The 25831-nt window shown below is 72.2% G+C and carries 24 protein-coding genes and 2 pseudogenes; 12 read left to right on the top strand and 14 right to left on the bottom strand.

Annotated elements, in window-relative coordinates; all coding sequences use genetic code 11:
- Nucleotides 1-123: 123 nt before the first annotated feature.
- Nucleotides 124-780 carry a response regulator gene (locus ACH34R_RS36135; RefSeq protein WP_397566088.1) on the bottom strand — a complete coding sequence of 219 codons (657 nt, stop codon included), beginning with the start codon at nucleotides 778-780 and terminating at the stop codon, nucleotides 124-126.
- Nucleotides 777-2828: an ATP-binding protein gene (locus ACH34R_RS36130; protein WP_397566087.1), complete on the bottom strand. Its 2052-nt coding sequence runs from the start codon at nucleotides 2826-2828 to the stop codon at nucleotides 777-779. The genes ACH34R_RS36135 and ACH34R_RS36130 overlap by 4 nt, the downstream gene beginning before the upstream one ends.
- A gap of 294 nt (nucleotides 2829-3122) precedes the next feature.
- Between ACH34R_RS36130 and ACH34R_RS36125 the strand changes: the two genes are divergently transcribed.
- Entirely contained in the window at nucleotides 3123-4241 is a 1119-nt protein-coding gene (locus tag ACH34R_RS36125; protein WP_397566086.1) for a serine hydrolase domain-containing protein, read from the top strand.
- Here the strand turns inward: ACH34R_RS36125 and ACH34R_RS36120 are convergent.
- On the bottom strand, nucleotides 4145-4468 hold the full coding sequence (locus tag ACH34R_RS36120) for a DUF6463 family protein (RefSeq protein WP_397566085.1): 324 nt from the start codon (nucleotides 4466-4468) through the stop codon (nucleotides 4145-4147). The two genes, ACH34R_RS36125 and ACH34R_RS36120, sit on opposite strands and share 97 nt — an antisense overlap.
- A gap of 8 nt (nucleotides 4469-4476) precedes the next feature.
- Nucleotides 4477-4818, bottom strand: coding sequence for an alpha/beta fold hydrolase (locus tag ACH34R_RS36115; RefSeq protein ID WP_397566084.1), 342 nt, complete (start codon nucleotides 4816-4818; stop codon nucleotides 4477-4479).
- Between the two features lie 92 nt (nucleotides 4819-4910).
- Between ACH34R_RS36115 and ACH34R_RS36110 the strand changes: the two genes are divergently transcribed.
- Nucleotides 4911-5717, top strand: a complete 807-nt coding sequence (locus tag ACH34R_RS36110; protein WP_397566083.1) for a GNAT family N-acetyltransferase — start codon at nucleotides 4911-4913, stop codon at nucleotides 5715-5717.
- Between the two features lie 73 nt (nucleotides 5718-5790).
- Here ACH34R_RS36110 and ACH34R_RS36105 read toward each other — a convergent pair whose 3' ends face one another.
- Nucleotides 5791-6516, bottom strand: a complete 726-nt coding sequence (locus tag ACH34R_RS36105) for an SDR family oxidoreductase (RefSeq protein WP_397566082.1) — start codon at nucleotides 6514-6516, stop codon at nucleotides 5791-5793.
- Between the two features lie 49 nt (nucleotides 6517-6565).
- Between ACH34R_RS36105 and ACH34R_RS36100 the strand changes: the two genes are divergently transcribed.
- From ACH34R_RS36100 to ACH34R_RS36075, 6 genes are all read left to right on the top strand, one after another.
- The gene (locus ACH34R_RS36100) at nucleotides 6566-7120 is read left to right on the top strand and encodes a MarR family winged helix-turn-helix transcriptional regulator (RefSeq protein WP_397566081.1); all 555 of its coding nucleotides are present in this window, start codon (nucleotides 6566-6568) and stop codon (nucleotides 7118-7120) included.
- Nucleotides 7121-7207: 87 nt separating this feature from the next.
- The gene (locus ACH34R_RS36095; RefSeq protein WP_397566080.1) at nucleotides 7208-7390 is read left to right on the top strand and encodes a hypothetical protein; all 183 of its coding nucleotides are present in this window, start codon (nucleotides 7208-7210) and stop codon (nucleotides 7388-7390) included.
- Nucleotides 7369-7551 (top strand): dihydrofolate reductase family protein, encoded by a 183-nt coding sequence (locus tag ACH34R_RS36090; RefSeq protein ID WP_397566079.1) that lies wholly within the window; start codon nucleotides 7369-7371, stop codon nucleotides 7549-7551. The genes ACH34R_RS36095 and ACH34R_RS36090 overlap by 22 nt, the downstream gene beginning before the upstream one ends.
- A gap of 92 nt (nucleotides 7552-7643) precedes the next feature.
- On the top strand, nucleotides 7644-14444 hold the full coding sequence (locus ACH34R_RS36085) for a metallophosphoesterase (protein ID WP_397566078.1): 6801 nt from the start codon (nucleotides 7644-7646) through the stop codon (nucleotides 14442-14444).
- Nucleotides 14445-14580: 136 nt separating this feature from the next.
- Nucleotides 14581-14823, top strand: coding sequence for a hypothetical protein (locus ACH34R_RS36080; RefSeq protein WP_397566077.1), 243 nt, complete (start codon nucleotides 14581-14583; stop codon nucleotides 14821-14823).
- Nucleotides 14804-15124: a DUF6204 family protein gene (locus tag ACH34R_RS36075; protein ID WP_397566076.1), complete on the top strand. Its 321-nt coding sequence runs from the start codon at nucleotides 14804-14806 to the stop codon at nucleotides 15122-15124. Before ACH34R_RS36080 ends, ACH34R_RS36075 begins: the two co-directional genes overlap by 20 nt.
- Before the next feature lie 141 nt (nucleotides 15125-15265).
- On the opposite strand, the gene ACH34R_RS36070 is transcribed toward ACH34R_RS36075, so the two are convergent.
- On the bottom strand, nucleotides 15266-15598 hold the full coding sequence (locus ACH34R_RS36070) for an ArsR/SmtB family transcription factor (protein ID WP_397566075.1): 333 nt from the start codon (nucleotides 15596-15598) through the stop codon (nucleotides 15266-15268).
- Nucleotides 15595-16089 carry an ATPase gene (locus ACH34R_RS36065; RefSeq protein ID WP_397566074.1) on the bottom strand — a complete coding sequence of 165 codons (495 nt, stop codon included), beginning with the start codon at nucleotides 16087-16089 and terminating at the stop codon, nucleotides 15595-15597. Before ACH34R_RS36065 ends, ACH34R_RS36070 begins: the two co-directional genes overlap by 4 nt.
- 234 nt (nucleotides 16090-16323) lie before the next feature.
- Here ACH34R_RS36065 and ACH34R_RS36060 point away from each other — a divergent pair, with 234 nt between their 5' ends.
- The 3 genes from ACH34R_RS36060 (at nucleotide 16324) to ACH34R_RS36050 (ending at nucleotide 20288) form a co-directional block, all read left to right on the top strand.
- Complete coding sequence (locus ACH34R_RS36060) at nucleotides 16324-17682, top strand: MFS transporter (protein ID WP_397566073.1); 1359 nt, start codon at nucleotides 16324-16326, stop codon at nucleotides 17680-17682.
- A 189-nt stretch (nucleotides 17683-17871) separates the two neighbouring features.
- Nucleotides 17872-18840, top strand: a complete 969-nt coding sequence (locus ACH34R_RS36055) for an NAD(P)/FAD-dependent oxidoreductase (protein ID WP_397566072.1) — start codon at nucleotides 17872-17874, stop codon at nucleotides 18838-18840.
- Nucleotides 18841-18842: 2 nt separating this feature from the next.
- Nucleotides 18843-20288: a DHA2 family efflux MFS transporter permease subunit gene (locus ACH34R_RS36050; protein WP_397566071.1), complete on the top strand. Its 1446-nt coding sequence runs from the start codon at nucleotides 18843-18845 to the stop codon at nucleotides 20286-20288.
- 52 nt (nucleotides 20289-20340) lie between these two features.
- Here the strand turns inward: ACH34R_RS36050 and ACH34R_RS36045 are convergent.
- The 3 genes and pseudogenes from ACH34R_RS36045 to ACH34R_RS36035 all read right to left on the bottom strand — a co-directional run.
- Nucleotides 20341-20460 (bottom strand): annotated as a pseudogene (locus ACH34R_RS36045) (4-hydroxy-2-oxovalerate aldolase); the annotation flags it as partial.
- Nucleotides 20457-20561 (bottom strand): annotated as a pseudogene (locus ACH34R_RS36040) (acetaldehyde dehydrogenase (acetylating)); the annotation flags it as partial. The pseudogenes ACH34R_RS36045 and ACH34R_RS36040, both read right to left, overlap by 4 nt.
- A gap of 178 nt (nucleotides 20562-20739) precedes the next feature.
- Complete coding sequence (locus tag ACH34R_RS36035; RefSeq protein ID WP_397566070.1) at nucleotides 20740-21342, bottom strand: TetR/AcrR family transcriptional regulator; 603 nt, start codon at nucleotides 21340-21342, stop codon at nucleotides 20740-20742.
- A 93-nt stretch (nucleotides 21343-21435) separates the two neighbouring features.
- On the opposite strand from ACH34R_RS36035, the gene ACH34R_RS36030 reads away from it, so the two are divergent.
- Complete coding sequence (locus tag ACH34R_RS36030) at nucleotides 21436-22767, top strand: MFS transporter (RefSeq protein WP_397566069.1); 1332 nt, start codon at nucleotides 21436-21438, stop codon at nucleotides 22765-22767.
- Between the two features lie 134 nt (nucleotides 22768-22901).
- Here the strand turns inward: ACH34R_RS36030 and ACH34R_RS36025 are convergent, their stop codons facing one another.
- From ACH34R_RS36025 to ACH34R_RS36010, 4 genes are all read right to left on the bottom strand, one after another.
- Nucleotides 22902-24059 carry a serine hydrolase domain-containing protein gene (locus ACH34R_RS36025; RefSeq protein WP_397566068.1) on the bottom strand — a complete coding sequence of 386 codons (1158 nt, stop codon included), beginning with the start codon at nucleotides 24057-24059 and terminating at the stop codon, nucleotides 22902-22904.
- 141 nt (nucleotides 24060-24200) lie between these two features.
- Nucleotides 24201-24815, bottom strand: a complete 615-nt coding sequence (locus ACH34R_RS36020; RefSeq protein ID WP_397566067.1) for a DsbA family oxidoreductase — start codon at nucleotides 24813-24815, stop codon at nucleotides 24201-24203.
- A gap of 117 nt (nucleotides 24816-24932) precedes the next feature.
- Complete coding sequence (locus tag ACH34R_RS36015) at nucleotides 24933-25526, bottom strand: GDSL-type esterase/lipase family protein (RefSeq protein WP_397566066.1); 594 nt, start codon at nucleotides 25524-25526, stop codon at nucleotides 24933-24935.
- 87 nt (nucleotides 25527-25613) lie between these two features.
- Nucleotides 25614-25748 carry a hypothetical protein gene (locus ACH34R_RS36010; protein ID WP_397566065.1) on the bottom strand — a complete coding sequence of 45 codons (135 nt, stop codon included), beginning with the start codon at nucleotides 25746-25748 and terminating at the stop codon, nucleotides 25614-25616.
- Nucleotides 25749-25831 lie beyond the last annotated feature (83 nt).

The raw sequence follows: 25831 nt of genomic DNA, 5'->3' as shown, positions 1-25831 counted from the left end.
CCACGAGGTCTCCGGTGTTCAGGTTGTTCTTGGTCGATCAACCCTCTTACCGGAGACCTCATTCGTTGTCGATCTACGACTCGCCCAAGCGGCAGCCCGCCTCACAAGACTTCGATACACGCCCTAGGAGTGGTGCCGCCTCGGGCGGACCACGCCGGCCTCGTAGGCGGCGATGGTGGCGTGCAGCCGGTCGCGGACGCCGAGTTTGGCGAGGATCATGGTCACGTGGTCCTTGACCGTCGCCTGGCCGATGCCCAGTGCGGCGCCGATCTCGGCGTTCGAGAGGCCGCGCGCGATGTGCTGGAGCACCTCCGCCTCGCGGCGGGTGAGCCGCTGGAAGATGTCCGAGTCGACCGGATCCTCCGCGGCGACGTACTCGACCAGGCGTTTGGCGACGGTCGGCGCCAGCGGGGTCTGACCGGCGGCGGCGAGCCGGACGGCGTCCAGCAGCCGTTCCGGCTCGGCGTCCTTGAGCAGGAAGCCCACCGCGCCCGCGCGCAGCGCGGCGAACACGTAGTCGTCCATGCCGAAGCTGCTGAGCACGACCACGCGGGTCTCCGGCGCGAGAGCCGTGATCTCGGCGGTGGCGCGGATGCCGTCCACCCCTGGCATCCTGATGTCCATCAGCGCGACGGCCGGGCGCAGCGTGCTGATCAGCTCGATCGCCTGGTGGCCGTCGGCCGCCTGGCCGACCACGGTGAGATCCGGCTCGGCGTCCAGGATCGCCGAGATGCCCGCCCGTACCACCGCCTCGTCGTCGGCGACCAGAACGTCGATCACGCTAGCCCCGCTTCCGGCAGCCACACCCGTACGGCCGCGCCGTTCGCGGACACTTCGCCGCCCGCGGCGTCGGCCAGCGCGAGCAGCCGCCGCCGCGTCACGTCGTCCGCCGTGCCCGACACCATCATCCCACTTCGCAGGTAGGTGACCGTGACCGTCGCCTCCTGTCCGGCCGCGCGGCGCATCAGTTCGCGGCCTGCGAGGAACGCGATCACCTCCACCGCCGGATGAACGGCTCGGCGATGTCCTTCGTACCGTACGAACACGCTCCTTCGGGTGCCGAGCACCCCCAGCGCCTCCAGCGTCGGCGGCGGATCGACGTCGTCCTGTGCCCCCAACCCGTCGAGCAACTCCCTCAGGCCGGTGAGCCCGGCGCGGGCGGCGGCCAGTACGGCGTCCAGCCGCCCTTCATCCGCGGCGGCGACCACTTCGTCCGCCCGCCGCAGCACCGTGGAGCGAAGCCCGGCGGCGATTCGCTCGCGTTCGGCCAGCAGCGCCGCGTGGGTCTGGGCGGCGAAACGCGCGTCGCGCGCAACGGCGGCCTTCCGCCGCTGCTCGCGCCTGGTCCCGACCACGATCCCCAGCGCCCAGGCCGCGGCGGGCAGTACGGCGAGCGCGCCGAGGAGGACGCCGCTCGCCGCGAACAGAGCGAGAGGCAGCGGCCAGGTACGAGCCCTTCGGCGTACGCCGACCGCGTAGAGCAGGACCAGTTCGACCCATCCGCACAACAGGTACAGGTTGCCGGGCGGCTGGAGGGCGCCGGTGGTCCGCCACACGGCCAGCAGCAGGGGGTAGACGGCCACGGAGGCCGCCAGGCTCACCGCGGGAGCGCGATGCCGCCAGGCCAGCGGCAGCGCGTGGAGCGCGAACAGCGGTACCAGCATCAGCGCCTGGGCAGGGGTGAGCGGCGGATTCTCCGGCGGGAGCAGGGCCACCCCGGCAGTGAGGGCGACGGCCAGCATCACGAGCGCGAGATCGGTGGCCCGCCTTCCCCGCCATCCGCCCACACGGGTCGAAGCAGGGAGGCCCAGGCCAGGCGTCAACGGCAGCACGGCCCGCACAGTCCACCCCGCCCCGGAAGGCCCCGCCGTCAACGACCCCCCGCACTCGCCCACCGCACCCGCGAGCCCGGCCAGCCCCCACCCGCCCCGCCCCTGCGCGGCCCGCTGCCGGCCGGTGTGCCCCTGCCCGCGGTGCTCCGTCTCGCCGTGGGCCTGTCCACCGTGCGCCTCTACGCCGTCGCTCCGGTCTCCCCGCTCTCCCCCTGTTCCGGGGCCCGGGATCGGAGGCGGGGATTCCAGGGGCGGGGCGTGGTCGGTGATCGTCGCGACCAGGTGTGCCGACTTCGTCTCCACGCTGACGTCTATGGAGGATGCCGGCGCGTGTTTGAAGGCGTTGGTCAGCGACTCGCGTACCACCCGGACGGCGACCGCCGTGGCCTGCGGCGACGCGTCGGTGGCCCCGGCCGTGCGCCGGTAGGTGATCCGCTGCGGCGGCCAGGTGGACATCAGCGCGTCGATCTCGCTCAGGTCTCCCGTGGCCGCCGGTTCAGGGGGGTCATCGCACCCGGCCAGGCGGGCAAGTTCGGACGCGGCGGCCCTGCCTTCCGCCGCGGCGTGGTCGAGGGCACGGGCCTTCATCACCGGGTCGGCGAGCCGCAGGGCGGCGGTCGAGCCGACCGCGATCGCGGTGAATCGATGGGCGCTCGTGTCGTGCAGTCCGGCCGCCAGTCGGTGGCGTTCGAGCCGGGCCGCGAAATGGGCGAACCTGGACCGCGCGCCCCAGTGGATCACGGCGGCGGTACGCCTGGTGAGGGAGCGCCTCCGCCAGCGGCCGAGCGCCCAGGCGACCGCCGCCATACCAGCGGCGACCAGTGCGGCGCCCAGGACCTCGCGGTCCGACCAGCCGACCGCGCTCGCGACGACGGCACTCGCCCCGGCGACCACGCCGGCCGCTGCCGCGGCGATACCGGCGGTGTGGTGGCGAGCCACGAAATAGACCATCGTGAGGGCGGCCGGCGAAGCCGACCACCACACCAAGCCCTGCATGTCACTTCCCCTAAGGCATCCACGCGTCCGATTTCTGGGGGTCGCTCATGGATGATGGGGGAATTCTAGTGCCGCGTCACCGAACCCTGCCGGAGTTGTCGACCTGGGTGGGGGAGCACGCCCGCCGTGGCACGTAAGCCTGAGATGTTCGTCCGGCCGGCTTCGGCGATCACGACGTTGATGCCGGTCCTCCGCCGGGGTGAGGGGCGACCGGCCATGCGGGGGGGTGCCGAATCCTTCCGTGGGCGGAACGGCAGGGCCGGTCGCCCGCCTAGCGTCGATCAGGTGAGAGATATGCGAAACAAGAAGATTCTCCGGGGACTGCTCTGCGCGGCGCTGGCGCTGGCCACTGCGGCGACCGCGTCCCCGGCCGCCGCGTCCGCCGCCTCGGATGACGCGCGGCTACAGAAGGGCCTGGACGCGATCCGCGCGGCGGGGGCCGTCGGAGTGATCGCTGAGGTACGGCTGGACGGCCGGGTGTGGCGTGGTTCGGCCGGCTCGGTACGGCTGGGCCGGCAGGTGACCCCGACCGGGAAGGAACGCTTCCGCGCAGGCAGCATCGTCAAGTCGTTCGTGGCCACGGTCGTGCTGCAGTTGGTGGCGGAGCGCAGGCTCCGGCTCGACGACACCGTGGGCGACCTGCTGGGCGTGGGCGAGGACAAGGTGGAGCGGGCGGACGAGATCACCGTTCGCCAACTGCTCACCCACGCCGCCGGCGTCCCTGAGTACCTGCCGGACGGCCAGCCGCCCGGCGGCGCGCTGGCCAACCGCCACCGTACCTGGCGACCGGAGGAACTCATCGCCCTGGCACGACGGCACCCCCGGCCGTTCGAGCCCGGCGCGCAGCAGGCCTACTCCAACACCAACTACGTCCTGCTCGGTATGATCATCAAGCGGGTGACCGGCCGCGACTTCGGGACGGAGATCCACCGGCGCATCATCCGCCCGCTCGGCCTGAAGGACACCGAGGTGCCCGGGAGCCGCCCGGCCATCAAGGGCCGATACCTGCACGGGTACCTGAACGGTCCGGACGGCGAACCGGTGGACATCAGTACCTACAACATGACCCTCGCCGCCGGTTCGGGAAACCTGATCTCCACCGACGCCGACCTCAACCGCTTCTTCCACGCGCTGGTGACCGGCCGTTTGGTCCGCCCCGCTCTCCTGCGCCTGATGACCACCGGCACGGAGTACGGTATGGGCCTGGGACTGATGCCCACCTCCTGCGGCCTTGCCATCGGCCACACCGGCACGGCCTACGGGTACCAGACGATGTCCTTTCACCTGGCGAACGGCCGGCGCCAGGCGTCGATCTCCTACACCCCGCGCACCGGCAAGGAACTCCAGGCCACCAACGCCATATTGTGGAAGACCCTCTGTCCCGATCCCCCCCGACGCCGTGGTGGTGAGTGAGCCGTAGCGGGCGTCCTGATGGCCCGGTCAGGGCCGGCGGGTACGTGCCTTGGGAGCACGCCGATGGCGAGCAGCGGCCAGCCGCCGCTGACCGGGAAGTAGATGACGCTCAGCGCGACGCCGAGGACCACCATGTACCAGCCGAGCTGCGCGGGCAGCCGCCCGGTCGTGCGGATGATGTGGGCGGCCGGCGTGCCCACGGCCAGGAGTGCGACTCCGGTGACCACGGTGAGGGTCAGCCGGCGTCCGCCAGTACCCGGCGGTAGAAGGCGGTCTGGTCGGCGGCCACGCGTACGCGCAGCTCGGGATCGGTGTAAAAGGTGAAATGGGTGCCCGGGTAGACGCGCAGCTCGCCGTGTGGCGCCCGGTCGACGAGCGCCCGGGTCGTCTCCAGCGGCGTCTCGTGGTCGTCGGCGGCGGCGCAGACGAGCAGCGGGCGGGTCAGCCTCCCCGCGGCCTCCGCCGGGCGGTAGCGCATCATGTCCAGCAGCGCCCGCGGCGCGATGCTGTTGCGCCACAGCGTCGTCGCGCTCCCACGGGTCAGGGTGCGGCGGGCCCGGGGCCGCCTCGTCCGCACCGGGCGCGCTCTGGCCGAGCCTCCTCGGGTGGCGGCCGAAAATCGCGAAGCGCTAAGGCGCACCTGTGATGAGATCAATCCTCATGAGCCTGATGAAGACTCGTTTCTCTGAAGAGGGCGACCTGCCGGCCAGGATGGAGCAGAACCTCGCCGAACACGCCTGTCACCTGCACCGGCAGATCAAGGGCGCGACCGTCATCGAGACCGACGACCTCCGAGTGTGCGACAGCGGCCTTGCCGACGACACCTTCAACATCGTCGCCGCGGCCCGCTTCACCGATGACACGGCCCAGGCGCGGATCGCCGAGACGGTCCGGACCCTGACCGCCACCGGCCGCCCCTTCTCCTGGTGGGTGGGCCCTGCTTCCACACCGCCGGATCTGAGAGCCCGCCTGTCGGCCGCCGGCCTTCGGGTCGCTGAATACGAGACGGCCATGTGGGCCGAGCTGAAGGACACCCTTCCGCAGCCGTACGCGGACGGGCTCGACATCCGCCCGGTCACGACACCCGCACAGCTCGCCGACTACGCCACGGTCCTTGCCGCCATCTGGGACCCGCCCGCCGACACCGTGCGCCGCTTCTACGACCTGGCCGCTCCGGCGGCGCTGGCCGCCGATTGTCCCGCCCGCTACCTGGTCGGCTACGCGGAGGGCCACCCGGTCTGCTCGGCAGAGGTCTTCCACCACGCACAGGTCGCCGGAATCTACAACATTTCCACCCTGGCCACCCACCGCCGACGCGGGTACGGCGGCGCCATCACCCTCGCCGCCCTCCACACCGCCTGGAGCCACGACCACCGCATCGCGGTCCTCCAGGCATCGACGGATGGCGAACCCGTTTACCGGCGTCTGGGCTTCCGCTCCTGTGGCCGGTTCACCGAATACGCCCTCACCCCCTGAGTGAGGCGGCACCTGACGACGGGGTCACGTTCCTGAGCTGGGACACGGGCACGATCACAGTCGCCTCCAGAGGTCAGCCGCCGAGGTGCGCGCCGCCGTTGACGTGGACGACCTGGCCGGTGATGTGACCGGCGCCGGGGGATGCGAGGAACGCGATCGTGGCGGCGACGTCCTCGACCCGGCCTGCGCGGCCGGTGGCGGTCTGGGCGACCAGCGCCGTACGGCGCTGCTCGGGCAGCCCGTCGCCGAAGAACTCGGTCTCCTCGACCAGCCCCGGTGCCACGACGTTGGCGGTGATGCCGCGCCCGCCGAGCTGGAACGCCAGTTCGGCGTTCCAGGCGAGCACTCCGGCCTTGGCCGCGCCGTAGCCCGCCGCGCCCTTGGCCGCGGCGATCGAGCCGAGGGTGACAACGCGGCCCCCGTCCGCCAACCGTGGCGTGAGCGCCGTGGTCACCAGCACCGCGCTCACCAGATTGGCCTCCAGGTTGGCCAGCCACGCGGCCCGCAGCCCGGCCAGGTCCCGGGGCTCGGAACGCTTGAAGTCGGTGTTGCCGCCCGCGTTGTTGACCAGCACCTCCACCCGCTGCGGCAGCTCGGGTAACGCGGCCTCGATCTCGGCGGGAACCGTCACGTCGAACGGCACGGCCCGCACCCCGTTCCCCAACTCGGCCACCGCGCTGTCCAGGACGTCCTTGCGGCGGCCGGTGATCACCACGTCCAGGCCGTCGGCTGCCAGCGCCGCCGCCGTGGCCTTCCCGATCCCCGTGCCGCCACCCGTCACCACGGCTGTACGCCTCATAACCAGACTCCTTGTTTAGACCTAAACTTCTCCTCGTAGAATAGGAAACGTGACCCAGCACCGCAAACCCGACGCCGTAGATGAGATCCAACTGGCCTGGCACCGGGAGCGTCCCGGCACCCCTGTCGCCTCGATCGGGATCGTCACCCGCGTATGGCGGGCCGCCAAACTGTTCGGCGATGAACGCCGCCGCACGCTGGCCCGGCTCGGCATCGACGGCGCCACCCTCGACCTGCTGTCCACGCTGCGCCGCAGCGGCCCCCCGTACACCATGACCCCGGCAGAGCTGCGCGCCTCGTGCCTGGTCACGGCGGGCGCCATCAGCCAGCGCGTCACCCGCGCCGAAAAGGCGGACCTGGTCCACACCACACGCGGTCCGCGCGGGCGTACCCAGACGATCACCCTGTCCGATGCCGGGCACCGGCTCGTCGAGGACACCGTCGATGCCCTGCTGACCCATGAAGACGCGCTCATCGCCCACCTCGACGAGGACCAGCGCGACCACCTCACCGTCCTGCTCCGCACCCTGCTGGACGGCCTCATCGAACGCCTCAACGCCGACGAACGCCCTGGTCAGGTCGGCGACGATGCCCCCGGGCCGTGACCGCGACCGCCGCAGCGATCGACTCCCGGAGACGAGCGGCTTCGGGGCTGGGTCGTCCCCTGCGGCGATGACACCGTGGCCGGCTTCATGCGCGCATCGACCGTCGAGGCGGCCGGAATGCTGCCGGGCCGGCAGTCCTGCCAGATCCTCAACGCGGCCTGGTCCACCGACGACGTGACCGAGCACGATGTGCTCGCACGGTCGCAGCCGACCGGAACGACTCCCACCGGGCCGACGGTGACCTCGTGGTGTTCGGCTCCGGCACGCTGATCCGCGCACTCGCCGAACACGGCCTGATCGACGAGTACCGCCTGCTCGTCTTCCCGATCGTCATCCGTACCTGCCGTGGCCGCCGTGCCAGCCCCGGCAGCGCCCGCAGACCGGCCGAAAATCCAGAATTCAACGAGCCGAAACTACGATGTTCATCGTAGCGTTGCCGGTCGGCCCGAGCGCATTCAACGTTGATCGATGAACTCGCCGCATGCAATCCCATGTCCTGTCACGCACCCGTGCCCTCGCTCGCGTGACCGCCGCGCTCGGCGTCGTTCTCGCCCTCGGGGCGGTTGTGCCCGCCGCCCATGCGGCGGACCCGCTGCCCGGGATCGACGGCGGCGGCACGCCCCGGGACCCGTACCAGATCGACTCGGCCGACGACCTGCGCACGGTCGCCGGCGCGATCAACGGGAACCCGGGCGGCTTCGGCGGCGCGGCCTACCGGTTGACCGCCGATATCAACTTCGGCGGAAGCACGTTCGGCGGTATCAACTTCTTCACTGGAACACTCGAAGGCGCCGGTCACACGATCAGCGACATCCGGCTCGTACGGGAGCCGTCGGCGGGGGGCGAGGCCGACCGCCTGGGACTGGTCCGTCGCCTGGACGGCGGCACGATCCGCAACCTCACCCTCGACCGTGTGCAGGCCGACGCCGGGACGAGCACCGGCGGCTGGATCGGCGCCGTCGCCGTGGTGGCCACCAACTCCACCCTGACGGGCAACACCGTGAAGGGCGCGCGGCTCACCGCGGCCAGCGCCGAGAAGGTGGGCGGCATCGTCGCCGAGCTGCACAACGGAACCATCGAGGACAACCTCGTGACCGGTTCCCTGAGCGCGGCCAAGATGCCCGCCGGCATCGCCGCCTACGTCAACCAGAACTCCCAGGTGCGGCACAACCTGGCGGCGGCCGACCTGATGATCAACGCCCCGGGCGGGGACGGCGGCACGCGCGGCATCGACGCGGGGCTCATCGCCGGCTACCCGGGCTCGCCCAATGGCTCCGCCTTCACCGGCAACGTCGCGCTGTCCGGCTCGATCGCCTACACGGGCAAGGCCGACGGGTTCGTCGGCCGCATCATCGGCTACACCGGCTACGACGGCTGGACGGCCGAGAACAACCTGGCCAACGCCGCGATCACCATCGGCGGCCAGGCCGTCACCGGGCCGGGCGTCAAGAACCAGCACGGCACGGACGCCACCGCCGACCAGCTCGCCCAGCGGGCGACGTACGAGAAGCTGGGCTGGGACTTCGCCAACGCCTGGCGCTGGGACGACGCGCTGCGCCACCCGGTGCCGCAGTACACCCCGACGCTGTTCGGCAGCGGCACCGCGGAGCAGCCCTACGAGATCGCCTCCCCCGAGGACCTGGAACTGCTCGCCGCCCAGCTCAACGCCGGCAACGCCCGGTACACCGGCGACAGGCACTTCGCCCTGACCGCCGACCTCGACTTCGCCGGACGCGAGCCGTTCGGCGGCATCAACCGCTTCGAGGGCGTGCTGGACGGCGCGGGGCACAAGGTCAACGGCCTGGTCTACGCCCCGCAGCCGAGCGCCGGCGGCGAGGCCGACCGGCTCGGCCTGGTGCGCCAGCTCGTCGGCGGCACCATCCGCGGTCTCACCCTGACGAACGTCAAGGCCGACGGCGGCACGCGCGGCGGGTTCGTGGCCGGCCTCGCCGTCGTCGCCACCAACGCGACCCTGACGGGCAACGCCGTACTCGACGCCGGTCTCACGGCCACCGGCGCGGAGAAGGTGGCGGGCCTGGTCGCCGAACTGCGCGGCGGCTCCGTCACCGACAACCGGGTACGCGCCGCGATCAGCGCGCAGAAGATGCCCGCCGGCCTCGTGTCCTATTCCAACGGCGGCGTGACGATCCGCAACAACCTCGTCGAGGCGACCCTCACCGTGGCGGCCGACGGGGGCGCGGGCGGCACCCGCGGCATCGACGCCGCTCACGTCGTGGCCTACCCGGGCAACCCGAGCGCGGGCGGCTCGTTCACCGGCAACGTCGCGCTGTCCGGCTCGATCGCCTACCGGGGCAGGATCGACGGGTTCGCCGGTCGCGTCGTCGGCTACACCGGCTATGACGGCTGGACGGCCGAGAACAACCTGGCCAACGCCGCGATCACCATCGGCGGCCAGGCCGTCACCGGGCCGGGTGCCAAGAACCAGCACGGCACGGACGCCGCGGCCGACCAGCTCGCCCAGCGGGCGACGTACGAGAAGCTGGGCTGGGACTTCGCCGAGAAGTGGAGCTGGGACGCCAAGCTCGGCCATCCGGTGCCGAAGTACGTCTCCTCGGCCGAGGCGCCGAACCGGATCACCACCACCTTCCACGGCGACCCGGGCACACAGCGCGCCTTCACCTGGTATTCGGCGCTGGACACGGACGGCGCCGTCGCCGTGCTGAGCACCGACCGCGAGTTCCCCGAGGGCTCGGCCACGGTGACCGTCCAGGCGCAGCGCGAGGAGAGCGATGACGGGGAGACCTTCTACCGTGCCATCGCCCGCGACCTGCGGCCCGGCACCACGTACTACTACCGCGTGGGCAACTCGGGCGAGCAGGTGTGGAGCGCCACCGGCACGTTCGTCACGGCGAAGGGCGGGGACGAGGACTTCACGTTCATCGACCTGACCGACACCCAGTCGCAGAACCTGGCCGAGGCGGAGCTGTCGGCGCAGACCATCGCCAAGGCGCTTCGGCACGTGCCGGGCGCGGAGTTCGTCATGCACAACGGCGACGTCGTCGAGGACGGCGGCCGGGAGCAGGACTGGAAGGACCTGCTCGACGCCGCCCGCCCGAGCCTGCTGAAGACCACGCTCGCGCCGGCGTCGGGCAACCACGACGCGGCGGCGAACGCGTTCGCCGACCACTTCACGCTTGCGGGCCCGCAGGACCAGGACCGGTCCGGCGGCGTGTACTACTCCTACACCTACAACCGCGCGCACTTCATGGTGCTCAACACCAACGAGGGCGGGCCCGAGGGGATCTCCCGGAAGCAGATCGACTGGCTTCGCGCCGACGCCAAGGCCGCGCGCGACGCCGGCGCCAGGTGGCTCATCCTGTCCATGCACAAGGGCACCTACACGACGGCGAACCACCTGGACGACGGCGACGTCATGGCGATGCGCCGCACTCTCGTGCCGGTGATCGACGAGCTGGACATCGACCTGGTGCTGCAGGGCCACGACCATGTGATGAGCCGGTCCAAGGTGCTGGCCGCCGACCCCAAGGGGGTCCAGGGCGCGCGGCCGGTCGAGACCACCAAGATCACCGAGGTCCGCGCCGGGAAGCGCGTCGAGTACGCGGTGGACCCCAAGGGTTCCATCTACTTCCTGCCGAACACCGCCGGCGCCAAGCACTACAAGCAGGCCACCAACCCGCAGGGCGTGGACCTGGAGCCCTACCTGCGGCTGTTCGACCGCACCGGCGAGCAGGCGGGCGAGAACTTCACGTCGGTGAACGTCACGGCCGCCCGCCTCACCGTGAACGTCTACGACATCCGCGACCGCGGCGTACCGCGCCTGTTCGAGGGCTTCGGAATCGACCGCGCGATCTCCCCGGTCGCCGCCCGGATCGACGAGCTGCCCGCCGCCTCCGACATCACGCTGAAGGACGCCAAGGCGGTGGCCGCGGTGCGCGACGCCGTGAACGGGCTCACCGAGGCGCAGCGCGGCGCCCTGACCGGCCTGGCGCGCCTTGCGGACGCCGAGCGCCGGCTGCGCGAGCTGGGCGGGCTGGTGTCCACCGACGGCAAGACCGTGGCCTGGGCCGACCCCGGCGCGACCGCCCGCCAGATGGTCACCGTCCGCAACGACACCGCGTCGGACTTCACCGGCACGCCGGTCCAGCTCCGCATCCCGTTGGCGCCCGACGTCAAGCGGGACGAGCTGGCCTTCTTCGCCGCCGACGGCGCGCCCTTGCCGTTCGAGGTGGAGACCTGGCGGCCGGGCGCCACCTCGACGGTGTGGGTCCGGGTGGCGAGCCTGCCCGCCGGGTCGGCGCGCCAGGTGTGGGCCTACTTCGGCGGCGGAGCGCCCGGCAACGATCCCACCGCCGTGTGGGGCGAGGCGTACTCCCTGGTCGAGCACTTCGGCGGCGACACCGCGAGCGGCGAGCGCCGTACCGACTCCACGGGCCGGCAGACCGGTGTCGTGGTGGGCGGCGACCTGACCACCGGCCCCTCGGAGCGGGGCACCGGCCAGGCGCGGTTCGGCGCTTCGCGCCTGCAGTACGCGGGCGACGTCGGCGGCGGGCACGACCGTATAGCGATCAGCGGCGTGTACTCCCTCACCGAGGAGGACCTGGCCGCGCTGGGCGCACCGGCCCCCGTGGTCGCGAAGGAGAGCGCGACCGGTGACGGGCAGCTCACGTTCTGGCAGGGCGTCCGGCCGGACGACAAGCAGGTCGGCACGCGCCTTTCGGGCAACAGCTTCGAGTTCGGAAACGTCGATCTGAGCAATCGGTTCGGCTTTCCGGCCGACGGCAGGCCGCACCTGGTCACCCAGACCTACGACGGCATGACGTACTCGGTGTTCATCGACGGCCGCGAGGTGCACAGCCAGATGGTCGAGTACCGCAGCACCTTCTCGGACCCGGCCGTGCAGACGACGATCGGCGACTACTACACCAACGACGGCACCCTCCGGACGCCGTTCCATGGACTGGTCGATGAGGTGCAGATCGCGGGCGTGGCCTTCACTCCCGCTTTCGAGTCCTTCCGGTATGCGAACCTGTTCGGCGATGCCGTGACCTTCGGCGAGCGGGTCGAGCGTGCGCGTGAGCGCCTGACGCTGGTGGTCGGCACGCCGCGCGCGGGCGGCTCGCTGGAAGCGGGCCTGGTCGAGGTGACCGGTACCGTCAGCAGGCGCGCCGAGCTGACCGCGCGGGTGGGCGGCGAGCAGGTGCTCGCCCAGCGGGTCGACGCCGGGCCGTTCACGGTACGCGTGCCGGTGAACCGGATCGGCGAGCACACGCTCACCGTCGGCGCCGCCGCCATCGGCAAGTCGGGTAAGCCCGCTTCCGGTGGGTCGCGGGACGTGGCCGAGCCGGTCGAGATCCGGGTCACGGTCAAGGACACCGTGGCGCCCGCCGTGCCGAAGGTGAGCGACGACGCCGCCTCGGGTTCAGGCAACCGGGTCACGCTGAGCGCGACGCCGCAGACCGAGGACCGCGAGCGGGTCGAGGCCAGGTTCTACGCGGGCCCGACCATCCCGCTCAGCGCCTCGAACGTCGTGGTACGCACCGGGACCACCCCGGACCGGGTGCCCGACGCGCTGAAGCCCGGCAGCGGCACCGTGAGCAAGGAGTCGCTGCCGACGACGAAGGGAACGAACGAGAACCCGTTCCAGATCTACGAGATCTCGCTGACCGGCGAGCAGGCGAAGCAGCAGGAGTTCCACCTGACCTGGACGGGCTCGGGGGACGACCGCACGGTCTCGGCCCACGTGTACGACCACGCGGCCGGCCGCTGGATCCTGAAGGACGCAGGGGCCGACCCGTCCGGGGCCGCGGTCGAGCTGGACGTGACCGCCCGCGCCGGCGAGAACGTCGTGGCCGGCGGGAAGCTGCACCTGCTGGTCTGGCGCGGCCTGACCGCGCTGCCGGGGCAGCAGGGCGACGACATCGAGTCCATGCCCGCCGCCGACCGGTACGACTGGGCCTTCGACCACGTGCCGGACTCCCAGCTCTACGCGCAGGCGACGCCCGACCTGATGACGCACCAGTTCGAGTACGTCGCCGACGTCGCGGCGGAGCGCAAGACCAAGCTGGTGCTCCAGTCGGGCGACTGGGTCAACCGCGAGTACTTGTCGCAGGAGTACCAGTGGGAGAACGCCGAGCCGTCGGCGCGGGCGCTGGAGAAGGCGGGCCTGCCGTACATGATCTCGTGGGGTAACCACGACTACTCGGACGCGCGCAACGGCCGGATCATGCTGCCGAAGTATTTCCCGATGGAGCGGTTCGAGAAGAGTCTCAAGGGCGGCCCCTGGCGGTTCGGGGGCAGCGACAACATCGACAACTACTACTACACGGCCGAGATCGACGGGGCGAAGCTCCTGCTGATCACCGTCGGCTTCTTCTCCGCGGACAACGCCGGCGACCCCGGACTGGCCTGGGCCAAGCGCGTCATCGAGGCCCATCCCGACCACGCGGTGATCATCGCCAATCACAACTCGGTGAACCAGGGCGTCAACGGCTGGTCGAACGGGAACGTCACCCAGGCGCTGATCGATCCGTACCCGAACGTCAAACTGGTGCTCGGCGGCCACATCGCCGGCACCGGCGTCGCCTCGCGGCAGTCCGCCGGCGGCAACCGCGTCTACGGCGTACTGACCGATTACCAGTCGCGCGTCTACGGCGGGCAGGAGTACCTCAAGCACATCAGCGTCGATGCCGAGAACGACCTGATCTACTTCAACACCTGGTCGCCCCTGCTGGGCAAGGCGACGTCCGACGGGAACTGGCACCACAAGGTCCCCCAGGGCGCGATTCCCGGTTTCCACGGCGCGGACACGGAGAACTTCGCCCTGGAGATCGACCTCGGCGGCAGCACCACACGGACCCTCGCCGCCGAATCGCTCACCGTCGCGGCCGGCGCGCGGCAGCAGGTCGGGGACGTACGGCCGGCGGTCGGCGCCCAGCAGGTCTCGGTGGTGCTGAACGGCCTCACCAGGGGCGGCTCCTACGAGTGGTACGCCGAACTGCGCGACCCGGCGGGACATGTGACCCGCAGCGCCGTCAGCACCTTCACCGTGGCGAAGGCGCCCGCGTGGGCCCCCGGGACCGTCTACACCGGCGGCAGCGAGGTGACCTACCGCGGCGCGCTCTGGCGGGCGGCGTGGTGGTCCCGCGACCAGGCGCCGGGCGACCCGAACGGGCCGTGGCAGGAGATCGCCACGACCGCCGACGGCACCGCCGTCTGGACACCGACCCGCATCTTCGTGGCCGGTGACGTGGTGGAACACCGTGGCCACCGGTACCGGGCCGCATGGTGGACCCGCAACCAGCGACCGGACGACCCACGCGGCCCCTGGCGCCCGCTGAGCTGACCCTGGAACGAACCGTGGGCGTGATCGTCGCGACCGGTCCAACCGCGACGATCACGCCCACGACCCTGAGGAGTCCCCGTGTGGAGGGTGAAATGCGCCCACGCTGACCGCCCGGCTGGAGCGGCTCGCCCACCAGATGACCGCCGAACTGGCCGCCCACCTGGCCGAGGAGACCGGCGCCGCGCCCGGCGACCCGCTGCCCCGGGCCGTCGCCTGGCAGCTCGGGAGCCTGCACAGCCTGGTCTTTTCGGAGATCGGCAGGCGGACCGCGGCCGGCGAGCGGCCGGGCGTGATCGCCGCGGACGTGCTGGAGCTGATCGACGCCGTGGAGGGTCTCATGGGGGAGCGCCTGCTCGGCTATGCCGTACGAGAGGAATGAGCGGTTGTTCAGAGTGACGATCAGAGGGAAGTTCACCGGGCTCGACGACGCCGGGCGGGCCGCCGTGCTGGCCGCGGGCGGCACCGCCTACACCGAGGCCGGGACGTTCACCCACGATTCGAGCGTGACGGCCTTCACCTTCCGCTGTGAGGTGCCGGCGGGCCCGGACGACGGCGAGGACGAGGCGGCGCTCGGCGCGATGGCCGCGCTGGGGGCGCACGGGCACCCGCATGAGATCTTGAAGCTCGCGGTGACCGACATGCGCGACATCAAGATCCGCCCTAAGGGGCGCCGGGCGTGACCGGTGTCATGGTCTGTCACGGTCGCGGCGTGAGCCGGTCGGAGCGCTCGGCCTCGATGCGGGACCACTGCGGGATGGGGCGTCCATCGCCTCCACAGGCAGCAGACCATGCCACGGTCGTGTCCAATCGTTGTAGTCGTTTCAGTGGTCGTCCGCCGGGCCGGGGTGCTCCACCAGTTCCTTGATCCGCAGCAGGCGGGTCTCCCAGGAGCGGCCGATCCGGTCCAGTTCTCGCGCCAGCGCGCCGAGCCGGGCGCCGACGGCGAGGTAGACGACCTCGCGCCCGCGCTGCTCGGACTCGACCAGCCCGACCTCGCGCAGCACCTCCACGTGCTTGCCGATCGCCTGACGGCTCACCGGCAGCACCCTGGCCAGCGCGGTCGCCGACATGGGACCCTCGCCGAGCCGGGTGAGGATCTCCCAGCGTGTCGGGTCTCCGAGCGCGGCGCACACGACGGGGAGGGGGGCGGTCACGGACGCGTCGCCGGGGCGGACGCGGACTTCTCGACGAACACCTTCGCCGCCTCCAGCTCGGCGAGCCAGCCCTTGTCATTGCCCTCGCGTTCCTTCAGCCACGCGGCGGGGTCGTCCGCCAGGCCGGAGAACCCGCTCTCGACGACGCGCAGCGTCACCCCGCCGCCGTCCCGCTCGTCGATCCAGAACTCGACGAGGGTCGAGGGCGTCGACTCGTCCCGGAACGGGGTGCCGATCCAGCGGAACGCCGCGTAGCGCGGCTTGTCCAGCTTCACCGTCCGGAACCGGAACTCGCCCAGCGTCGGATGGCCCACCACGGCCACGTCGCCCTCGTAGCGCAGGTCCGGGTCGGCATCGACCGCGCCGTCGTTGACGTACCAGCCGGGGCGTACGACCAGCTCCCAGACCCGCTCGGCCGGGGCGTCGATGTCGATCTGCCGGGCGATCCGGTCAAGCTCGGCCAGCTCGACGTCGGTGTAGGTGGTGTCCATGATTTGCTCCCTGGGGGTGTTTCCGGTACCTCGATCTGCAACTCCACGATTGCACATTGAGGCCGCACCTGCAACCCATGGCTTGCACACGCGACACACCGCCGATCATGGCCTTGGTCAGGGGACCGACCGGCAGGTCGGCCAATATCGCAAAACTCTATTTGCAAACTAATCTTTGCGGTCTACTGTGGGCGGCATGGAAAAGACGTACCTGTTCCCCGACGGGTCGGTCGCGTGAACGCCGCGTCGGTACGGCGGCGCTATGCCCTCATCAGTTTCCTGACCTGGCTGCCCGCCGGGCTGATGATCGCCCCGCTGGTGCTGCTCATGCTGGACCGGGGCATGACGATCGTTCAGGTCGGCGTGGTCATGACCGTGTACTCCCTGGTCATAGCAGGGCTGGAACTGCCCACCGGGGGGCTGGCCGACGTCGTGGGACGCCGGGTGGTGCTCGCCGTGTCCGCCGCCTGCACGGCCCTGGCGCTGGTGTTGCTCGCGGTGGCCGGCTCGTTCTGGGCGTTCATGATGGCCTGCGTGGTGCTGGGAATCGCGCGGGCGTTGTCCAGCGGGCCGGCCGAGGCATGGTTCGTGGACACGCTGCACGCCGCCGAGGGGCCTGATGCCGATCTGCGGCCCGGACTGTCGCGCGGCCACATCATGGAGGACATGGCGCTGGGCATCGGCGTGATCGTGGGCGGCTTCGTCCCGCTCGCCGCCGAGGCCGCCGACCTGGCCGATGCGGCGGGCCCGGACGGTACGGCGATCGCGGTGTCGCTCGACCCGCTGGCGTGGCCCGCGGTGCTCGGGGCCGTCGCCGCGCTGGTGTGGCTGGGGACCGTACTGGTCGCGATGCCCGAGGGCGCCCGGCCGCCCGTCTCGATGGCGCAGGTGCTGCGGGGCGTCCCGGTCACGATGGTGGCGGGGGTCCGGGTGTCGGTACGCGACGGGGTGCTGCGTCGGCTGGTCCTGGTGTCCGCGGTGGTCGGGATGGCGCTGACCGGCATCGAGCTGCTGGTGCCCGGGCACCTGGCCGAGCTGACCGGCTCCGGCGAGGTGGGGGCCACGGCGTACGCGATCGTGTCGGCGGTCGGCTTCGCGGCGAGCGCCCTGGGCGCGGCCCTCGCCCCCGCCCTGGCCCGCCGCCTGTCCCGAAGCCCGTCCCGCCACGCGGACGGACCGGGAGACGGGGGCAGGGGATCGGTGCGCGGGGCGGCGGCCGGGCTGGTGGTCGCCGGAGCCGCGCTGGCCGGGCTGGCCGGGTCGGCGGCCATGGGCGGCGCGGGCGCCGGTGGCGTGGTGCTCGCGGGCCTGCCCTACGTGGTGTTCTTCGCGGGACTGGGCGCGCACGGAGTGCTCAGGGCCGAGCTGGCCCACCACCGGGTCACCGCGGACGAGCGGGCCACGATGGCTTCGGCGACCTCACTGGCCGGATCGGGAGGCGGCGCGCTCGCCAATCTGACGCTGGCCCCGCTGGCCATGGCGTCCGGCGCGGGGACGGCGTGGGCGGTGGTGGCGGCGGTGGTACTGATCGCGACGACGGCCTTCGCCCGCCTCCCCGAAACCGTCGGCGGCGTCTCGACTGCGGCCCCCTGAACCGCCACGACGAACCGGATCATTGCCGGCCTCGGTACAGCGGGCGGGGCGCGTGGCACCGCACTGCGCAACTGAGCCCGAGCTTCGCAAATTGATCGGCACCTGGGCTGGCCGAACTGCCTCGTGGCCGGATCCGGCCGCTTGACTTCATGTTGACATTAACTTGCAGACTTGTCTCCACATCAAGCGATGACCGCTGATCGGAGGCAGGGAATGTTCGACGTCGTCATCGTCGGCGGGGGGCCGGCCGGGATGGCCGGTGCTCTGGCGCTCGGGCGGGTTCACCGGGAGGTGTTGCTGGTCGATGCCGAGGAGGGCCGCAACGCCGCCGCGGGCAGTGTGCACAACTTCCTCACCCGGGACGGCACCCCTCCCGCCGAGTTGCGCAGGCTGGGCCGCGCGGAGCTGGCCGCTTACCGAACGGTGCGGACAACGACAGGGACGGTCACCGATGTCAGCGCGCAGGACGGCGGTGGCTTCCGCCTGGATCTGTCCGGAGGGGGGACGGCGGGCGCGCGGCGCCTGTTGCTGGCCACCGGACTGGCCGATGAGCTGCCCGGTCCACGCGGGGTGGAAGGGCTGTGGGGCCGTTCCGCCTTCCACTGCCCCTACTGCCACGGCTACGAGTGCACCGGCAAGCAGGTCGCCGTGCTCGGCTCGGACCCGCCCCGGGTACGGCTGGCGCTGCAACTGAGCCGCTTCGCCGCCGATGTCGCGCTCTGCACCGATGGCGGGCCGCTCGATCCGGTGGCGCAGGCCACGCTGGAGTCGCACGGTGTCGCCGTGCGCTGCGAGGCCGTCGCGCGCCTGGAGGGGACGGACGGCCGGCTGGAGCAGGTCGTGTTCGAAAGCGGCCCGCCGCTTGCCAGGGACGCGGCGTTCGTCGTCAATGTGCCGCGGCAGCGCTCCGGCCTGGCCGCCGGCCTCGGGTGCGCGATCTTCGAGGACGGGTGCGTGGAGGTGAACGAGTTCGGCCAGACCAGCGTGCCCGGCGTGTACGCGGCCGGTGACATGGCCCGGCGGGCCACCGTACCGGTGCCGCCGGCCGCGGTGATCGCCGCGGCGGCGAGCGGTACCGTGGCCGCCGCGGTCATCGACCAGGACCTGTTGAGCGCCGACTTCGGCCTGCCCGGCCCGTTCGCCCAGGGGAAGGGCTGATCATGGCGTCCGCGGACCTCGCGCGAAACGCCGCCACCGCCCGCCCCAAGGGTGGCGGCAACGTGCCGCTCGCCACGGCGGGCCTGCTGATCGGCATGCTGCTGTCGGTCCTGGACCAGACGGTGGTGGCCATCGCCCTGCCCGACATCGCCGCCGACCTGGGCGGCATGGACGCGATCGGCTGGATCGTCACCTCCTACCTGCTGGCCTCGACGGCGACCGGCGCGCTCTACGGCCGGATCAGCGATCGGTTCGGCCGCCGCCCGGTGTTCGTCACGGCGGTCGCCGTCTTCGTCGTGGGTTCCGCACTGTGCGGCCTGGCCCAGACGACGCCGCAGATGATCGCCGCCAGGACCTTCCAGGGCATCGGGGCCGGAGCGCTGTTCGTACTGCCCACGATCGCGCTGTCGGAGCTGTTCCCGCAGCGGTTGCGCAGCAGGGTCCAGGGCTTCACCGGCGGTGTCTTCGCGCTGGCCAGTGTGGGCGGCCCGCTCGCCGGTGGCGCGATCACCGACGCCTGGGGCTGGCGCTGGATCTTCTACGTCAACCTGCCGCTCGGCCTGCTCGCCATGGCGCTCGCCGCGTACGCGCTGCGGCTGCCCAAGCCGGGCGGGGGCGGCAGGATCGACCTGGCCGGGGCCGTGCTGATCGCGGGCGCGACGGTGACCCTGCTGCTGGTGGCCGAGTGGGGCGGCCGGACGTACGCCTGGACGTCCGGCGTGATCCTCGCGCTGATCGGCGCGGTAGCGGTCCTGGCGGCGCTGTTCGTGTGGCGGGAACGCTGCGCGGCCGACCCGCTGCTGCCGCTGCGGCTGTTCGCCGACCCCACCCTGCGCGTCGCGCTGCCCGCCACCGCGCTGCTGGGCGCGCTGCTCGGCGGCTCGATCGTCTACCTGCCCACCTATCTGCAGGCCGCGTACGGCATGGGGGCCACCCAGGCGGGCCTGGCGCTCAACCCGTACGTGCTGACGTTCATGGCCGTCTCCTCGCTCGCCGGCGCCCGCATCGGCGCGAGCGGCCGGTTCAAGCCGTACCTGATCGCCGGCGCGGTGATCGCGGTGCTGGGATTCGCGCTGCTCGGCCGCCTCACACCCGGCACCCCCTACGCCCTGCTGGCCGTGGAGATCGCGGTGCTGGGAGCCGGGTTCGGGCTGCTGATGCAGAACCTGGTGGTCGTCGCGCAGAACGCGGCCTCACCCGCGGACCTGGCCGCCACCACCTCCGCCGCGGTGTCCGTCCGCGGCCTGGGCCTGTCGCTCGGCGTGGCGATCTTCGGCACCCTCCTCACCCGGGAACTCCAGGGCCGGCCCCCGAGCCCGATGGCGACCGCCGCCGCCATCCCGGACGTCCTGTTCTGGGGCGCCCCTGCCGCCGCCGGCCTGGTGGCGCTGATGGCCCTGCTGCCCCGCAAAGCCCAGCACCCCACGCCAAGGGAGGCGACGGCATGAACGCCGGCAGGCGACCGAGGGATACGAGGCCGTCGCCGTGGGCGACCTCGATGGCGCCCACTCCGGCGGCGTCGAGGGCGGCGGCGATGCGGCCGACCTCGCGCGGGGTGATGCGGTGGCGGACGGCGTGCATGCCATCTCGCAGGATGACGTCCTGGATGTAGAGGCTCATGCGGTGGCTCCAGCGAGGCGCTCGGCGACGCGCAGTGCGGCCGAGGTCATGATGTCGAGGTTGCCGGCGTAGGCGGGCAGGTAGTGGGCGGCGCCCCGCACCTACCTCCGCGGTCGGCGGGCGACTCCCCCTGACCTGCACCGGCCTGGCTGGCGCCCGCCGTGAAGACCGCGGCGCTGGGGGTGTCACGGGCACTGCTCAAGGCGATGTGAAGGCGTGGCCGATCGATCGGGATTCGGCGTGCCGGCCTGCCACTATCGTGCCGGGCCGTGGGGCAGGTCAGCGGTAGAGGGCGGCGATGGCCGCCAGCACCTGTTCGCGGGCGGTGGTCGCGGGGGTGACGCCGGTGAGCACGTAGGCGGCCAGCCCCTCGGCCAGTGCCACCAGGGTGAGCGCCGTGCCCTGGGGATCGACGGCGGCCGGGATGCGGCCGGCCTGCTGGTCGCGGGCGATGAGGCCGGCGATCTGGTGGTGGAGGCCGGCGTAAAGGACGCGCAGCCGGGCGGCGATGGCCTCCTCGGCGAAGGCGATGGCCTGGAAGGACTGCCTGACGCGCATGTGCGCCTCGGTCGCGGCGTCGTAGGGGATGAGTTCGCCCAGCACGGTGGTGAGCACCAGGCGCGGCTCGGCGGCCTCCAGGTCGGCACCGGTCTTGGCCCGGATGCGGGCGCTGGACAGGTCGTTGCCGCGCTCGAAGGCGGCCTCGATGAGCTGCCGCTTGGCCGGGAAGTAGTGCTGCACCCTGCCTGGTGAGACGCCGGCCTGGGCGGCCACCTCGGTCAGCGAGACCGCCGCCAGGCCGCGGTCGGTGACGATGGCGAGCACGGCGTCGGCGATCTCACCGCGCCGCCGCACATGCTGCGCGCCCGGCCCCCTGCCCATGGCCCCTCCCGGCTTTCCGATGCGTTCACATCGGATTATATGCTGAGGCTCGGTAATCCGATGTGATCGCATCGGAATGTAGGGAGGTGATCGGTGCCGGTCGTACTGGCGCTGCTGTGCGCCGCGCAGTTCATGGTGGTGCTGGACGTGTCGGTGGTGAACGTCGCGCTGCCGTCCATCCAGCACGCGCTCGGCTTCGACGCCCGGCATCTGGCGTGGGTGGGCAACGCCTACGCGCTGAGCTTCGGCGCGCTGCTGCTGCTCGGCGGGCGGCTGGCCGACCTGTACGGGCACCGGCGCGTCTTCACCGCCGGTCTGGCGGTGTTCACCGTCGCCAGTCTGGGCGGCGGGCTGGCGGACGCGCCCGGCTGGCTGATCGCCGCCCGGGCCGGTCAGGGGGTGGGGGCGGCGGTCCTGGCCCCGGCCACGCTCACGATCTTGACGTCCGCCTTCCCCGAGGGCGAGCGCCGTACCCGCGCGATCGCCGTATGGACGGCGGTGAGCCTGGCCGGCGGTACGGCGGGCAACCTGATCGGCGGCGCGCTGACCGAGCACCTGTCCTGGCGGTCGATCCTGCTGATCAACGTCCCGATCGGGCTGGCCTGCCTGGCCGGGGCCCGCCGGCTCGCCCCCGGCCAGGACCGGCGCGGCGGGCGGCGGCTGGACGTGCTCGGCGCGGCGCTGGCCACCGGCGGGCTGGGCGCGCTGGCCTATGGCCTGTCGGGCGCGCCCGCCGTCGCGCTCGGCGGCGTCGTCCTGCTGGGGCTGTTCGCGCTGGTCGAGGCGCGTGTGGCGGGGGCGCCGCTGGTTCCGCCGTCGCTGCTGCGGGCGCGGCCGATCTGGCTGGGCAACGTGGCGATGCTGCTGGCCGGGGCGTGCCTGAACCCGATGTGGTACTTCCTGACTCTGTCCCTGCAGAACGTCCTGGGCTACGGGCCGTTGCGGACCGGGCTGGCGTTCCTGCCGCACACGTTGCTGACCATGCTGGTGGGCCTGCGCCTGACCCCGTGGCTGATGCGCCGTACCGACGATCGCGTCCTCATCGCCGCCGGGGCGCTGATCGGCGCGGCGGGCTTCTGGTGGCAGAGCGGCATCGCCCCCGGCGACGACTACCTGACGGCCGTCCTCGGCCCGGCCGTGCTGATCTCCCTCGGCGGCGGCCTGCTGAACACGCCGCTGACCGTCACGGTGACCTCCGGCGTCGCCCCGGCCGACGCGGGCGCGGCCTCCGGGCTGTTGAACACCGCCAAGCAGATCGGCGGCGCGCTCGGCCTGGCCGCCCTGGTCACGGCGACGGGGGGACGGGAGACCGGCTACGGGCAGGCGTTCACCGCCATCGCAGTGATATTGGCCGCCGTCGCCCTCCTGGCGACCGCGCTGCCGAAACGGCGCGACGCCGCCGTGGCCGCTACCCCGGCGCGCTGACCACGACGCTGCGCCCGGCTCCAGCACGCCCTGGGCCCGGCCCCGCGCGATCAGGTCGTACATCAGCCCGAACGGCGCCATGGCACCGGCGTCACATTTCCGCCGGCCGTGACCAGGCCCGCCAGGGTCTGACGTCAGGGGGTGGCCGAGGCGTAGGCCCGCGCCAGTTTGTCCCAGGTCGCCATGGCGTTCCCATCGGGGGAGAGCCGGTTGTCGACGACCATCAGGGTCACGCCGCGGGTCAGGTCGGTGGCGCCCATGGAGGTGAAGCCGCCGTAGGCCCCTCCGTGGCCCTGCCAGGTGCGGTTCGCGACCTCGGTGCGGACGGTGGCCATGCCGTAGGCGAAGCCCGCCGCGACCGCCTGGGGCGACGGCGTGGTCATCGCGGTGAGGGTGGCCGGGCGCAGCAGCCGCTTGCCGGTGAACAGGGCGTCCAGGAAGCGCGCGGCGCCGTAGGCGGTACCCGCGAACATGCCGTCACCGAACGGCAGGCCGTACACGTCGGTGGGGATGCCGGTGGCGCCGAAGGCGGTGAAGTAGTCGGTGAGCGTGCCATCCTCGCCGGGGACGTACCCGTGGGCGAAGCGGGCGTGGGCGCTCGGGGAGCGTACGGCGGTGAGCTGGTCGCCGCGCTCGCCGGTCCGCTGGTAGAAGTGCCTGAGGTCGCGTTCGAGCGCCCGCTCCCCGCCGGACACCCTGGTCAGCACCTCGGCCAGGATGATGAATCCGGTGTTGGAGTACTCGAAGCGCGCGCCGGGGTTCACCGGCTCGTGAATGCCCGGCGCGAGCATGGCGAAGGTGTAGGGCCGGTCCGGGTCGTACTGCGCGCCGCCCGGCAGCAGCGGGGCGGTGGCCGGGTCGGTGTAGAGGTCGGGGTACCCGGCGGTGTGCGTGAGCAGCATCCGGAGCGTGACCACGCGCGAGCCGGGCACATCCGTCCCGACGTGGGCGGAGATCGGGCGGTCCAGCGCCAGCACGCCCTTCTCGGCCAGGTGCAGGGCGTACGTGGCCAGGATGGACTTGCCGAAACTCGCCAGGCTGAACAGCGTCGAGCCGGTGACCGGCGCTGGCGGCTCATTGATCGCCCTGCGGGCGTTCGCCGACCAGATGAGCCGCCCGCCCCGTATCGCCACGGCCTGCACCCCGGGGCCGTCCGGATCGGCCGTGGCCTCGGCGAACGCCTTGTCCAGGGCCGCCCGCACCGGGTCCTGACCGGCGGCGGCGGACGCGGGGGGAGCGGCTGCCACGGTGGCCGCCAAAAGGCCGAACGCCACCAAGAGTCGTCTGATCATGGATGTCCCTCAACAAGGTCGTCTCCGAAGGCGGATCGCCGCATCCGAGACTCACAGGCGGGGACGTGATCCAGCGTCCTCCCTCGGGACGAACCGCTCCCCGGGGCTTCGGCCTTTCGGCCGATCCCCGATCGCCCGGCTTCAGGCCGCCTTCAGCAGTCGCAGCAGGTCTTCGACCGGCTGAACCCCGGGGACCGGCGGGCCGCCGTCGATCACCAGACCGGGTACGCCGGTGACGCCGCACTCCGCCGCGCGACGCCGGTCGGCGCGTACCTGATCGGCGTGGTCGTCACCGGCCAGGACGGCCCGCACCTCGGCTGCCTCCAGCCCGGCCTCGCCGCCGAGGCGCAGGAGCACCTGCGGATCGGCCACGTTGAGCCCTTCGGTGTGATAGCCGTGCAACAGCCGTTCCATCATCGCGTCGGCCAGGCCGCGCCCGGCGGACAGCTTGACCAGCCGGTGCGCGTCGAAGGTGTTCACCGGGCGGGCCAGGTGGAGGTTCAGCTCCAGCCCTTCCGCCGCGCCCAGCTCGCGGATCCGGGCGATGCGGGCGGGCGCCTGCTCACCCCACCAGCCGGACATGGCCTGCGCGGCGGTCGGGCCGGGGGTCCGGCCTTCGTCCGGCGCGAGTTCGTGGCTCCGCCAGATGATCTCGACGCGGTCGCGGCCGGGGTGCCGGGCCAGCGCGGCGGTCAGACGCCTCTTGCCGATGTAGCACCAGGGGCAGAGCACATCGGCGTATATCTCAAGCCTCACGCCACCATCGTGCGACCTCAACCACGGTCGAGGTCAACCGCGGACGACCAGGCCGTCTCGCCGCGCAAGGTGATCAAGCCGCCGGCCCTTCCGCGATCTCCGGTATCGGCGGCACCGCTATCGGGGCAGGGCGGCGGCGATCCGCCGGGCCATCGCGCGGTTGCCGGCCTCGTTGGGGTGCAGGCCGTCGCCGCTGTCGTAGGCGGGGTGCAGCAGGTCCTTGTCACGGGGCGCGGCCATGGCGCGGTCGAGGTCGGCCACCGCGTCGTACGCGCCCGAGGTGCGGATCCAGTGGTTCAGCTCGTCGCGCACCCGCTCGCCGCGCTCGGTGAAGTACGCGGCTTTCTTGAACGGCGGCAGCGTCGCGCCGATCACCTTGATCCCCCGGGCGCGCGCCTGCCGGATCAGCTCGCGGTGCCCGGCGATCAGCTCGGCCGCGGTGACGCGGGGATTGGGCGTGAAGCAGAAGTGCTCGGACTCGCTGAGGCCGATGTCGTTGATCCCCTCCAGCACCACGACCGTGCCCACGCCCGGCTCGTCGAGCGCGTCGCGCCGGAACCGGGTCAGCGCCTTGTCGCCCAAGCAGGGGGAGTCGTTGAGCACGCCGCGTGCCCGGCCCTGCCGGACGAGGAGTTCGGCCAGCTCGTCGGGGTAGCGATCGTTGGCGTCGATACGGCCTCCTCCGTCGGTGAGCGAGTCGCCGAGGGCCACCACGCCGCTCGGCCGCCGGGCGGCACCGGTGACGTCGACCCCCGCGAGGTAGTACCAGGAGTGGGTGGTCGGTGAAGGGCCGCCCGCTCACGTCGGACCTGTGATCGCCACGGGCGCGGAGCTGGTGGCGGTGGCGCCCATGTGGAAGGTGGCCGGGCCGGTCGGCCGGGCCAGGAAGAGCGTCACGGTCAGCGACTCCAGCGGGCGCACCGGGAAAGGCACCGGGTCGCCGGTCAGCTCCCGCCCTGCCGGTACGGCGACGACGCGTTCCGTACGATCGCCGGCGGTCCGCGATGGGGGATGGG

This window comes from Spongiactinospora sp. 9N601 (assembly GCF_044326295.1).
GTDB classification, from domain to species: domain Bacteria; phylum Actinomycetota; class Actinomycetes; order Streptosporangiales; family Streptosporangiaceae; genus Spongiactinospora; species Spongiactinospora gelatinilytica.
Note: the sequence above shows the minus strand (reverse complement) of the source record. Positions and strands in the feature narration are given on the sequence as shown.